General features: G+C 46.1%; 12 protein-coding genes. 3 read left to right on the top strand and 9 right to left on the bottom strand.

The window, feature by feature from the left end; all coding sequences use genetic code 11:
• The first annotated feature begins 222 nt into the window (after positions 1–222).
• A complete protein-coding gene (locus LDO37_RS19765; protein WP_126609994.1) occupies positions 223–579 on the top strand; it encodes an RICIN domain-containing protein in 357 nt (118 codons plus the stop codon).
• A 75-nt stretch (positions 580–654) separates the two neighbouring features.
• Here LDO37_RS19765 and LDO37_RS19760 read toward each other — a convergent pair whose 3' ends face one another.
• Positions 655–1,518, bottom strand: coding sequence for a glycine betaine ABC transporter substrate-binding protein (locus LDO37_RS19760; RefSeq protein WP_221768597.1), 864 nt, complete (start codon positions 1,516–1,518; stop codon positions 655–657).
• Positions 1,519–1,777: 259 nt separating this feature from the next.
• Between LDO37_RS19760 and LDO37_RS19755 the strand changes: the two genes are divergently transcribed.
• Positions 1,778–2,974: a CobW family GTP-binding protein gene (locus LDO37_RS19755; RefSeq protein ID WP_126609995.1), complete on the top strand. Its 1,197-nt coding sequence runs from the start codon at positions 1,778–1,780 to the stop codon at positions 2,972–2,974.
• Between the two features lie 51 nt (positions 2,975–3,025).
• Here LDO37_RS19755 and LDO37_RS19750 read toward each other — a convergent pair whose 3' ends face one another.
• Positions 3,026–3,928 (bottom strand): LysR family transcriptional regulator, encoded by a 903-nt coding sequence (locus LDO37_RS19750; protein ID WP_126609996.1) that lies wholly within the window; start codon positions 3,926–3,928, stop codon positions 3,026–3,028.
• Positions 3,929–4,025: 97 nt separating this feature from the next.
• Between LDO37_RS19750 and LDO37_RS19745 the strand changes: the two genes are divergently transcribed.
• The gene (locus LDO37_RS19745) at positions 4,026–5,234 is read left to right on the top strand and encodes an MFS transporter (protein ID WP_126609997.1); all 1,209 of its coding nucleotides are present in this window, start codon (positions 4,026–4,028) and stop codon (positions 5,232–5,234) included.
• A gap of 69 nt (positions 5,235–5,303) precedes the next feature.
• On the opposite strand, the gene LDO37_RS19740 is transcribed toward LDO37_RS19745, so the two are convergent.
• The 7 genes from LDO37_RS19740 to LDO37_RS19710 all read right to left on the bottom strand — a co-directional run bounded on the left by LDO37_RS19740 (position 5,304) and on the right by LDO37_RS19710 (position 11,890).
• Positions 5,304–5,741 (bottom strand): GNAT family N-acetyltransferase, encoded by a 438-nt coding sequence (locus LDO37_RS19740; RefSeq protein ID WP_126609998.1) that lies wholly within the window; start codon positions 5,739–5,741, stop codon positions 5,304–5,306.
• A gap of 17 nt (positions 5,742–5,758) precedes the next feature.
• On the bottom strand, positions 5,759–6,172 hold the full coding sequence (locus LDO37_RS19735) for a GNAT family N-acetyltransferase (protein ID WP_126609999.1): 414 nt from the start codon (positions 6,170–6,172) through the stop codon (positions 5,759–5,761).
• A gap of 30 nt (positions 6,173–6,202) precedes the next feature.
• A complete protein-coding gene (locus tag LDO37_RS19730; RefSeq protein ID WP_148112156.1) occupies positions 6,203–6,694 on the bottom strand; it encodes a GNAT family N-acetyltransferase in 492 nt (163 codons plus the stop codon).
• Between the two features lie 104 nt (positions 6,695–6,798).
• Positions 6,799–7,611: an SDR family NAD(P)-dependent oxidoreductase gene (locus tag LDO37_RS19725; protein ID WP_224055766.1), complete on the bottom strand. Its 813-nt coding sequence runs from the start codon at positions 7,609–7,611 to the stop codon at positions 6,799–6,801.
• A 47-nt stretch (positions 7,612–7,658) separates the two neighbouring features.
• On the bottom strand, positions 7,659–8,036 hold the full coding sequence (locus tag LDO37_RS19720) for a MerR family transcriptional regulator (protein WP_126609066.1): 378 nt from the start codon (positions 8,034–8,036) through the stop codon (positions 7,659–7,661).
• Between the two features lie 152 nt (positions 8,037–8,188).
• Entirely contained in the window at positions 8,189–8,704 is a 516-nt protein-coding gene (gene copI / locus LDO37_RS19715; protein WP_022560720.1) for a copper-resistant cuproprotein CopI, read from the bottom strand.
• A 63-nt stretch (positions 8,705–8,767) separates the two neighbouring features.
• Complete coding sequence (locus tag LDO37_RS19710; protein WP_126609067.1) at positions 8,768–11,890, bottom strand: efflux RND transporter permease subunit; 3,123 nt, start codon at positions 11,888–11,890, stop codon at positions 8,768–8,770.
• Positions 11,891–11,892 lie beyond the last annotated feature (2 nt).

Genomic DNA, 11,892 nt, shown 5'->3' with positions numbered 1-11,892 from the left:
TAAAAATAACCAACCATCCATTTAAATTCATTTCCTAAGAAATCACCTGAACCAAGATCGACTATTGATATTTATATTTACAAGGATCTGTTTTAAGAGAAAGTCTATTCTTTCAGTTGCTTCTAACCTCTAGTATCGAATTGGGCAATCCAAGTTATATTAGCTTTCCCAGTTCTCATTGATGTAAATAGAATAAAACAGGTATACCCAAGTGACCTCAAAATGCAGGATTCAGAGCCTCATATGCTGTTCCAGTTCAAGGAAGAGAACGCAGCGGAATGGCAGGTCCGCCTATTTAACATTCATCAACAGGAATACCTCTACGCCGCTGACTTCGCACCTTATGATCAAGACAGAAGACGTGTATTCACATGGCGACCAGGTCACGCACCCGTTCAAGGTCAATGGAAAATTGAAAACATAGCCAATGGTCAGGTACGTATTTTAAACACCCATCAAAATGAATACTTGTACGCTGCTGATTTCCAACCTTTCGATAGAGACCGACGCAGAGTGTTCACGTGGCGTCCCGGTACACCAGTGAACCAAGGTGCTTGGATCATTGAGTACATAAATTAGTGGCAGAGTGGCAGAGTGACAGCGTGAAAAATGAAAAGATGAGTGGCGAAGACAACTTCGCCACCATTTGCGCTCTTACTGGCAATTTGCTTCTTTTATGATGGCATCAATACGTTCTTTGTTTCCGATTTGCCAAACTTGCGCTGCTTCTTCAATAGTGAGGGTATGCGCATCCAGTAATGACGCTGCAAGTGCCAAGTCGGAATTGGATAACTTGAAATGACGAACAATGTTTAATGCGCAGGGTGATTTGATTGCTAAGTTATTCGAAACGACGCTTTTAAGCCATCCACCTTTTGGGTTGCCGCAATCCCATATATGCTTTTTGTTATAACCCCATTCAGCATCGGATTGGCATTCCTCAGTGAAATCGGGAAATTCGACAAAGCTGCCTTCATAGATTGCCTCTACCCAATTTGGTGTCCAGTTGAAAACTAAAAACGGTACCCGGCTTTCAATATAACGATGGATCAGGCCATTCAGCTCATCACTGGTTTCTAATGTGACCACTTCAAAATCCAATTCAAGCGCTCGTATGCGAGCCCGATCTGGCTTTTCCCAAGGCCCTGAATAGTAAATACCCTTTCCTTTCCCGTCGGGGCTAAATACGGAGGCGCATTTCTGCAACGCTTTCCAATCTGGTAACCCTGGGCAAAGCGCTTCACTGTATTGGGGATACCACCAATCTTCCCGAGTCGTGGCATGGTGCGTGCCGCCTACTTGCATGCGCTCACGCTTTACATGACTCATAAACTTGTTACCCATTGTGCCTTCCCACACTTCAATTTGGATATCGGCTCGCCCTGTACTCAGCTGTAACCATTGCTCAGGGGAAGAGTGAACAATGATGTCTGTATCAATGCCTTGATCTTCCAAAATATTCGCTAAGGCATGGGTAAGTACACGCTGACTGGCCCAATCGAGCTCTATTAAAGTCACAGGTGTTGCTAAAACTGAATTAGGCAAAAAGCTCAAAACAAAAATACAAATCAGGCGCTTCAAACTGGCTCTCACGGTGTTTTCTCGTAGATAGACTCCATGAGCTAAAGATAGTCCAAATTACCTTAGTTTGGGTTTGCTTTAATTGGATAAACAAATCAATAGTTGATATGTTATAACATCTTACAACTGAGTAACCTCAAGATACTGGGTATATACAACTGGTATCTATCACTTATCTAATTCTAAAGGTTTATCCATGGCTTCCACCCCCATCACTATTCTGCACGGCTTTCTTGGGTCGGGTAAAACAACCGTTTTGCGTAGTATTTTGGCGCAATCTCAAATAGCTGAATATGTGCCTTCAGTGATCGTTAATGATATGAGCGAGCTAGACGTAGATGGCGTGTTGGTCATGAATACTGATGTGGTGAATGAGAGCCATGGCAATTTCGTCACCATCAGTGGCGACAGTGTAAGCAGCCCAGAAGGCATAAAAAAGCTAGACAAGGCACTTAACCAATTGGTTCAACAAGCCCAGCCACCGTGGATCCTGATTGAAACATCGGGTAGCAGCCACCCCTTACCTTTGGTCGAGTATTTTAAAGATCACGCTCTGTTTTCGTTAAAAGGCGTAGTCACGTTAGTCGATGCGACATGGTTGCGCGACGACTATTCACACGCAAAAACGCTCATCCCGAAATGGCAAGAGAACTTGCAAAAAGGAGATCGAGGCATAGAAAATCTGCTTGTGGAACAAATTCTGTTTTCAAACCGTGTTTTTCTCACTAAAGCCGATCGATTGGATGAGCAATCAATCAAGAGTATTGCCGAAGCTTTGCATCCGCTTAACCCATACGCCTCTATTGTGAGCACATCTTGGGGTAATGTTGGGATTGAGCAATTTAAATCCATTGAAGACTACAATTTTTTCATGGTGCAACAACTGGCTGATGAGCTGAGAGACGGTGTTAATGCGCCACTCACACTGTCTGGGAAACATAACCAGAAGATCGTAGCAAAAGTGATGAAAGACGACCGCCCTTTCCACCCTCAACGTTTATGGCAAACGTGCCATAGCTACCTGACACAAGGCGTATTCCGCAGTAAAGGTTTCTTTTGGATGCCAACACGAGATGACGTTTCACTGCTTTGGAGCCAAACCAACGGCAGTGTTGGTCTTGAGGTGGTTGGGTTTTGGCGTGAGTCGGTAAAGCATGATGACACTCAAAACTTTACCCCTGAGCAACTTGAAATTTTGCAAGCCAAAATCGATAGTGTAGACAGCCGTTTCGGCGACCGACGTTGCCGCCTAACGGTGATTGGACAAAACGACGAAGCCGATGCCTTTATTGAGGCGTTAAATCGCTGTTTCTTGACCGATGAAGAACTCGATCACTGGAAAGACGGCGGAGAATTTGACGATCCATGGCCAAAGAAAGTGGCTAAGGTTTAAGCCGCCTAGATTCGATTAAAGAAGGTCAAACATATGGGTAATGCACAAACATTACCCCTTATTATCAAACGTTAATAAGCTCTGACATCCACTCGCTAACTTATCCATCACCCACTGAATTTTATGTTCATCCTTTCTGCGTTTTTCACATATAAGATACAGTGACTCCCTCAACGATTGGAGCTCAAATTCCGGTAAAATGATAAGTGATGCCTCACTACTTTTGAGTAAATAATGAGGTAGCAACCCAATCCCCATCCCTAACTGAACCGCTTCCAGTTTTGCTATGTTGCTCGATACGCTGAGTACATCTAACGAATCAATATCAACGTCGGATTTAGCAAACAGCGTTTGCCATTCTTGCTTACCATGTGATTGTGCAATCAGAGAGTGCCGCGCCAATTCCGATAAACCCTTAGGCATCCCAAAGCGTTTAATATACGCATCGCTCGCTACTACACACTTTTCAACTTCGCCTATGTATACGCTGTGAAAGGTATTGTCCGGAACCCCATAATTGGTCGCGATATCAATTTTGTCTTCAAAGAAATGTTTGCTGCCTGCATTTTCTTGGAGATGAAGCGTGAGGTCGGGGTATTGCTGTCGCAATTTAGCAATAACAGGCAAAACAAATTTAATTCCTAGTGAAGTGGAAGCCGATACCGTGAGTTTCGCGCTGCTCGGCGACACCTGTTGCAATCCATCTAGCTGAGAAGACAAACGCCCAAAACTGTAGGCCACTTCCTGTGCTAGTGACTCCCCTTCTGCGGTTAGGGCAAACTGATGTTTGTTTTTTCGGTTGATAAGTTTAACGCTCAGAACCTGCTCCAGTTTTCGTACTTGAGTACTCACTGTGGACTGAGAAATACAGAGCTGTTCGGCGGCTTTGGTAAAGCTGCCTGTTTGAGCAAGTGCATGAAAATATTTAAGTAGCGGCAGTGTTTTTTCAATCATTATTCAATTTATAGATAACAAACATATTCTTTATCTATTTTTATCACTTCACTCCGTCCGATACAATTTCTGCGTATTCAGCATTCAGGAAACCCGAATGACGCTCGACATTCGCTACGCACTTCATCACGCCATTAACATCGGCACAATCTGTATATTCGCCCCCGTGATTGCATTATTTTGTCAGCACAAAGGTATGGATCTTAGTCAAATTGGTCTTTTCTTTGGGGTCTACTTTTTGGCGATAATTTTATTTGAATTGCCTTCCGGTGCGTGGGCAGATCGCTTCGGTCGATTGAACGTATTTATGCTAAGCAAAATGTTGGATTGCTTGAACTTTGCTTTGCTGTTTTATTTTGATTATATCCCCGCCTTGTATGCAGCATCGTTTGTAGGTGGTATCGCTCGTGCCATGGGTTCTGGCGCAATGGAAGCATGGTATGTTGATCAGTTAAAGAAAGTGCATCGCTATCACCTGATGCCCAGCTTGCTCAGTAACGCACATGGTTGGGCGTTAGTAGCAATGGCTTTTGGTGCCGTTAGCGGAGCCGCACTGGTCGCTTGTAATCTTCAATTACCAAACAATAACTCCCCGTATCACTGGGTACTGCTCGTTGCGTTCACAATGCACTTGATTCTGGGCATTTCCGTCCCCTTTTGTTTCCATGAAGGTGAGGTAAAGCAGACGATTCGGAAAGAAAGATCTGATGTCAACGTCATAAAAAAAATATTGATGGCTTGTATTCAGCATCCAATACTCAAACGTGTTCTGGGCTTACAGATCATTCACGGCTTTTTACTCTCAAGCATTCAAACTTACTGGCAACCACAATTGCTTACGATGTTGAATGAAAAAACGGATGTATTCGTATTTGGCTGGGTATCTGCGCTCTTTTTCTTTTCTGCCGCTTTGTCTGCGGCATGGATAAAGCGTTCACATAAAGGTTTATTGAACAATAATGGACGTCAGTTACTTGGGATTTTTGGCGCGTCTTCTGTGTTGGTTTTGCTATTAGCAACCACGAACTCTGCTCTGTTATTCATTGTGGTCTATTTGTGCTTTGGGTTCGCCATTTTTGCCATCAAGCCTTTGCTCGCCATTCTGATGCATCAATCCATAGAAGATCATCAGCGAGCGACTGCGTTATCCATATTATCGCTCGCGCTGAACCTAGGTGGTGTCTTAGTCGGGTTAGCCCTAGGCACCATAGCAGACAGTGCCGGTGTGCGTGTTGTATGGGTTATTTCAGGGGTAAGCGGGCTCATTTTTGTCGCCCTATTAATGCGGGTGAAACCAAATGAATGAGACCCTCTTGCTTGGCTCAGAAAGTCATATCGGCTAAGACTGGAATATCTTTTGCTGTGGTGATTCGTCTCAAAGCTTACATTCAGAAGGTGCAAGCTCCATTGTCATTAATTCATTTTCTTCTGAAATAACAACAAAGCCCAGCTTTTGGTACAAACTAATAGCCGGATTTTCACTGAATACACGTAGGCGAAGATAAGACGATCCACGATGCTTTGCATGCTCAATGGCTAAGGTCAAACTTTGAGCACCGATGCCTTTGCCTTGATATTCAGCCTCTATCTGGAAGTCTCGTAGGTAGGTTGTATCGGTTTCGTATGTAAATCGAATTACGCCAACACGTTTGCCTGACTGGTAAATATCAAAGTTTTCAAAAGTATCCCAACTTTGAGTAAACATCTCGTGATTCCATTCGATACCACGTTTCTCGTAATAACGAGCCATGTTTGTTTGCGTCAGCTTCTCGGCAAAGCTCGCGTCTTCCGTCGGTGAAAATTCAACAGACATAAGAATCCTTTGTACATTTATGATGTTTTGGGGTGGAACTTCTTGGTCATTCCATGGCTTCTTGGTGACACCAATCTGTATCCTAACTTTTGGTAGAATTCCGGCTCGTCGGCAATCATCGAAACATAAGAACCTTCAAGCGCCACAGAAGCGATGTACGCATCAATGTACTGCATGATTTGTTTGCCTAGCCCTTTACCTTGATAGCTTGGGTCGACCGCAACGTCTACCACTTCAAAGTTGCATGCCCCATCGCCGACGACTCGCCCCATACCAATAAGTTTGCCTTCGTCTCTAATCGAGACCGCATAGAGTGAATTGGGTAAACCAATTTTCGCTGCTTCCAGTGACTTTGCCGATAAACCTGCGGTGATTCTCATGGCAACAAACTCTTCGGGAGTCGGCGCTTCTTCAAAGGCTTTAATACTCATAAACTCGCCAATAATTTAAAGAAAACAATACTATAATAGCCTTTCCATTAGTTCTAGATCCCAGGTATTTTCTTTGAAGTGCATGGCTTCTTTTTCAATCGAAACGGTTTTAAACCCTAGCGACTGATACACCTTTCTTGCCCTTTGGTTATGGCTGAATACTGCAAGGCTGAGTTTGTTACAGCCGTAATCATGTTTAGCCACATCGGCAAGCGTTGTCAGGATAGTTTTTGAAATGCCTTTGCCGCGGAACGAATCTGAAACAAACACCAAACATATGCGGCAGTGCGTTTCTGATTGTCGGTTGAGTTCAACAAAACCGGCTGCCTGATCACCATATTTGATCAAGAAAGGGATAACTTCCGGTTGCTGGCAGTGCTTGCGCAATTGTTCATGAGTAAGCGGATACTGAAAAGTGGGACCAGCCCAAAGATAAGTAAGCTCTTCTGACACTATCCAATCAGTCAGATACTCAAAATCATCTTCCGCAAAAGGGACAAGTGCGCAACTTAATTTTTCCATACTGCTTCAAACTCCTGAATTAGAGGAAGGAAGGGAAACTTGAATAAAACCGTTTCCATCCTCTCCAATATACTCATAAACAGTGGCATCAAATAGCTTTGATTTTATACATTCTTCATCGCGCTGCTGTACATTTTCAGCATCCCATCTTTAGACAGAATTCGATTCAGGAAGACGTAGAACTTGTTGTCGAGAAACGGAATCTCTCTAAAACGTCCCTTGAACAAAGCATCCAACCCTTTCTGTGCGACTTTTGCTGGGCTGACTCGGTATTTTGCCGCAAATGTCCCCGTGCCAGAGCTCGACTCGTCCTTACCATCGAAAGTAAAGAAGCCTGTATCTGTTCGCCCCGGTGACAAACAGGTGATGTTCACACCTTTGCCTTTCATTTCTACGGCTAAGGCTTCAGTAAAACTGGCGACATACGCTTTGCTGGCTGCATACGCTGCCATATAAGGCTGTGGTTGGTAAGCAGCGGTAGACGCTACATTCATTAGGTATCCTTTGCCTTGTTTTTCCATTCGTTTAGCAAAGTACTCACTCAAGGAAGTCAGCGCTAACACGTTAACCGACACCATTTTCTGTATTTCTGCCGACGTGTGCTCGATATGCGCACCATATAATCCGTAACCTGCATTATTAATGGCAACGTCGATGGGGCTGGAATAGGCTTCAAGCTGTTGAATCACCTGAGCATGCGTATCGGGATCGGACAAGTCAGCACAAATGGTTTGGCTGACGCCTTCAATTTGGCGTTCGAGTTCTGCCAATTTCTGAGGGTTGCGTCCGTGAACGATCAGTGCGTAGCCTTGCTCAGAAAGAGACTTGGCAAATTCGAAACCAATGCCAGATGTTGCGCCTGTGATGAATGCCGTTTTCATAATGTTGACCTCTGTTTTGTCTGTTGAGGTCTTCATCCTAAAGTCTCCCGTATAGGGGAGAGTCAACACCTATTTATAAAAAATTATTGATTAATATTTTCCAATAAACACTGATTGTAATGTTGAACGCTGATTTCTAGCTCATCCATTTCCTCAAGTCTTTTTTCCAATTCCGCTTTCTTAATGAGAATGTTGGTGCGCTTTTTTTGCAGTTCGGCTTTCAGTAAGTCCATCGGCACCAAGCCTTCCTGTGATTTGGCTTTCGCTATGGTTCGAAGCTCCTCCAAAGTAAACCCTAGCCCTTTTGCCGCTTTTATCATGCTTAGCACTTGAACATAACTGTCGTCGTAAACTCGGTATTTGCCATCGCGTTGGGGCGATTTGATTAACGCAATCTCTTCATAATGTCGAATCGCTTTAACGCTGACTCCAGTCTTTTTCGATAGTTCTCCAATGTACATCGCGCTTTCTCCTCCCTGATGTGTTGCAAGAGTGTAAGGAAACCAGACTAAACATTCTCTAAATATCGTAGGAATTTACAATGTAAATTAGAAAAACTCGAGCGATACGAATACCGCCCGAGCTTCATCATCTATTGGTTACTGAAGTCTGCTTAGATTTGAATCGACTTCACCATGCCTGCTTCGTAGTGCCCAGCAATGTTGCAAGCAAACTCGACATTGGTGTCTCCATGAAAGTGCCACGTCAATTGTTTAGCTTTACCGGGCTTAACCGTCACAGCACTACCCGTATCGTGAGCATGTGCGCCTTGCTCTTTCATCATGGCGCGATGCTTTTCCTGCTCCGCAAGTGAACCAATCGCAAACTCATGGTCGATCTTTCCAGTGTTGATCACCACAAACTGAACCACATCATTAGGCTCGATATTCACCTCTTTTTTAAACTTGATGGTCATGTCGTCGCTCAAAATAACGTGTACTACCTTGTCTGGCTTCGCGCCTTTGGCAGGCATCCCCACATCCGACATGCCTTCCATGTTCATCATATTGGAGTGGTCCATCTTGCTGTGATCCATTTTGGAATGATCCATCTTAGAGTGGTCCATTCCTTGAGCGAAAACGCCCGTTGTTGCCATACCGAGAATCAGTGCAATGATTGATTTTTTCATCTGAATATCCTTCTTTTTTGAATTTGAATTCAGGGTCAACCAGCGGGTAACCCTGATCTAGAGTTACTCGCGCACTTCGCGTTGTTTCCACAATTTGAAAATGGCAGGCAGCACCAACAACGTCAGTAACAGTGCCGACGCCATACCGCCAATCATGGGAGCCGCGATGCGCTGCATTACCTCAGAACCTGTGCCATCACCGTACATTATGGGCACCAAACCAATAATCACAGTCAGAACCGTCATCATGACTGGGCGAACACGCAGCCCTGCCCCTTCACGAATAGCGTTGGTCAGGTCGTCTTTCGTCAATGCGGTGTCTGTTTCTGCTGCATCCAGCTTTTTGTAATGCCAAGCTTGATTGAGGTAAACCAGCATGATGACCCCAATCTCAACCGCCACACCTGCCAAAGCGATAAACCCGACCCCAACCGCAATAGAGAAGTTATAGCCGAGGTAATGCATCAGCCATAAACCGCCAACCATGGCGAGCGGCAACGTCAGCATGATGATCAACACCTCACCGATACGTCGGAAGCTGAAATAGAGCAGCAGCATAATGATGGCAATGGTGATCGGTACGACGACACTTAAGCGCTCTTTCGCTCGCTCCATGTACTCGTATTGCCCCGACCAAGCCAGCGAATATCCAGCAGGAAGCGACAACTCGCTAGCCACAACTTGCTGCGCTTCAGCCACATAAGAGCCAAGATCGCGACCTTCAATATCCACGAACACCCAGCCGTTGGGACGAGCATTTTCCGTTTTGATCATCGGGGGGCCGTCTTCATAACGAATGTCAGCCACATCAGCGAGAGCAATACGCGCACCGTTTGGTGTCACCAAAGGCAGGTTTTCCAACATCACCACAGAGTTACGATATTCCTGTGGGTAGCGAACATTGATCGGATAGCGCTCCAACCCTTCAATGGTTTCGCCCACATTCATGCCCCCAACCGCTGTCGAGATCACTTGCTGAACGTCTTTAATGCTCAAACCATATCGGGCAGCCGAGCGGCGCTTGATGTCGATGGTGACATAGCGCCCACCCGCTACACGTTCTGCATAAACGGAAGCGGTGCCGTTAATCCCATTCAGAATCGGTTCGAGCTGGGCACCTATGGTTTCAATCACCTTAAGATTAGGGCCCGCTATCTTTATGCCAATCGGGGTTTTGATGCCCGTTGCCAACATGTCGATGCGGGTTTTGATCGGCATAACCCAAGCGTTGGTTAAGCCGGGGAACTGGACCAGATCATCAAACTCTTTCCGCAAAGATTCAGATGTCACCCCTACTCGCCATTCCGATTTGGGCTTAAGCTGAATAACGGTTTCAATCATCGTCAGCGGAGCAGGATCGGTAGCGGTTTCAGCTCGACCAATCTTGCCCCACACGGTGTGCACTTCAGGCACGGTTTTGATCAGCTTGTTGGTTTGCTGCAAGATTTCACGTGCTTTACCAATTGAAATCCCGGGATAGGTCGTCGGCATGTACATCAAATCGCCTTCATCCAGTGGTGGGATGAACTCGCTGCCCAGTTTACTGGTTGGGTAATAGGCAGAAGCCATCAGCCCTAGCGCCAAGATGATCATGGTTTTGGGAAAACGTAGACTCACGCTCAACAGCGGCTTGTACAGCGCCACCAGCCCTTTGTTGACCGGATTGCGGTGCTCTGGCAGTACCTTTCCTCGAATGAAGTAGCCCATAAGTACAGGCACCAGCGTAATCGCCAGCCCAGCCGATGCCGCCATGGCGTAAGTTTTGGTGAACGCGAGAGGTGAGAACATTTTCCCTTCCTGCCCTTCTAAAGCGAACACGGGAACGAAGCTCAATGTGATGATGAGTAGCGAGAAAAACAGGGGTGCGCCCACCTCTTCCGCCGCTTTGCCAATCACCTGCCAGCGGTTCTTATCGGTCAGGGGTGTACGCTCAATGTGCTTGTGCACGTTCTCGATCATGACGATGGCCCCATCCACCATGGCACCAATGGCAATCGCGATCCCCCCAAGCGACATGATGTTGGCGTTGATACCCTGCCAATGCATGACCATAAACGCAGCCAGTATCCCAACGGGCAAACTCAGCGCGATAACCAAAGAAGAACGGATGTGGAACAGGAACAGGGCACAGACAACCGCCACCACAATGAACTCTTCCGCCAGCTTCTTCCAAAGGTTTTCCACTGCCGCATTGATCAGCGTAGAGCGGTCGTACGTCGGCACAATTTCCACTCCGTCTGGCAAGCTGCGTTGAAGTTCTCCAAGCTTGGTTTTTACATTGGCAATCACTTCACTGGCATTTTCACCAAAACGCATCACTATGACGCCACCAGCCGCTTCACCCTCACCATTGAGTTCTGAAATACCCCGTCGCATTTGGGGTCCGAGATTAATGTCTGCAATGTCTCCTAATAGCAGTGGTGTCCCTTTTTCAGTCACCTTTAATGGTAACGATTTGATGTCGTCTATGCTGCTCAAATAGCCCGTTGTACGCACCATATGCTCGGCTTCCGCCACTTCAATAACTGATGCACCCGACTCCTGATTGCCGTTTTGAATCGCTATATTTACCTGCTGTAACGTCAGGTTGTATGCCCGTAATTTGGCAGGATCGATCTGAACTTGGTATTGCTTAACCATACCGCCTACCGTGGCGACTTCTGATACCCCTTCAACGGTTTGCAATTCGTATTTCAAGAACCAGTCTTGCAGACTGCGTAGCTGAGCCAGATCGTGCTGACCGGTTTTATCTTGCAGCACGTAACTGTAAACCCAACCGACTCCCGTGGCGTCTGGTCCCAGCGTCGGCTTTGCATTCGGAGGCAAATTAGGGGCAACCTGACTGAGGTACTCCAACACCCGCGAACGTGCCCAGTACATGTCGGTATCGTCATTGAAGATGATGTAAACGTACGAATCTCCAAAGAAGGAGTAACCACGCACAGTTTCGGCACCGGGCACCGCTAACATGGCGGTTGTCAGCGGATAGGTCACCTGATCTTCCACCACTTGAGGTGCCTGACCGGGGTAACTGGTTTTGATGATCACCTGTACATCCGACAAATCCGGAATCGCATCCACAGGCGTGTTTTTCACGCTGTAAAGTCCACCGAGCACCAGAGCTAAGGTAGAAATCAGCACCAAGAATCGGTTACTGATGGACCAGCGAATGATTGCATTTATCATAC

Source organism: Vibrio penaeicida (genome assembly GCF_019977755.1).
In the GTDB taxonomy this organism is placed as follows: domain Bacteria; phylum Pseudomonadota; class Gammaproteobacteria; order Enterobacterales; family Vibrionaceae; genus Vibrio; species Vibrio penaeicida.
Note: the sequence above shows the minus strand (reverse complement) of the source record. Positions and strands in the feature narration are given on the sequence as shown.

What these genes read in the sequence shown, in the direction of transcription:
- copI (WP_022560720.1), bottom strand. Translation starts at nt 8,704, where the DNA reads ATGAAAAAATCAATCATTGCACTGATTCTCGGTATGGCAACAACGGGC.
- LDO37_RS19765 (WP_126609994.1), top strand. Translation starts at nt 223, where the DNA reads ATGCAGGATTCAGAGCCTCATATGCTGTTCCAGTTCAAGGAAGAGAAC.
- LDO37_RS19725 (WP_224055766.1), bottom strand. Translation starts at nt 7,611, where the DNA reads ATGAAGACCTCAACAGACAAAACAGAGGTCAACATTATGAAAACGGCA.
- LDO37_RS19710 (WP_126609067.1), bottom strand. Translation starts at nt 11,890, where the DNA reads ATGATAAATGCAATCATTCGCTGGTCCATCAGTAACCGATTCTTGGTG.
- LDO37_RS19720 (WP_126609066.1), bottom strand. Translation starts at nt 8,036, where the DNA reads ATGTACATTGGAGAACTATCGAAAAAGACTGGAGTCAGCGTTAAAGCG.
- LDO37_RS19730 (WP_148112156.1), bottom strand. Translation starts at nt 6,694, where the DNA reads ATGGAAAAATTAAGTTGCGCACTTGTCCCTTTTGCGGAAGATGATTTT.
- LDO37_RS19740 (WP_126609998.1), bottom strand. Translation starts at nt 5,741, where the DNA reads ATGTCTGTTGAATTTTCACCGACGGAAGACGCGAGCTTTGCCGAGAAG.
- LDO37_RS19755 (WP_126609995.1), top strand. Translation starts at nt 1,778, where the DNA reads ATGGCTTCCACCCCCATCACTATTCTGCACGGCTTTCTTGGGTCGGGT.
- LDO37_RS19750 (WP_126609996.1), bottom strand. Translation starts at nt 3,928, where the DNA reads ATGATTGAAAAAACACTGCCGCTACTTAAATATTTTCATGCACTTGCT.
- LDO37_RS19735 (WP_126609999.1), bottom strand. Translation starts at nt 6,172, where the DNA reads ATGAGTATTAAAGCCTTTGAAGAAGCGCCGACTCCCGAAGAGTTTGTT.
- LDO37_RS19745 (WP_126609997.1), top strand. Translation starts at nt 4,026, where the DNA reads ATGACGCTCGACATTCGCTACGCACTTCATCACGCCATTAACATCGGC.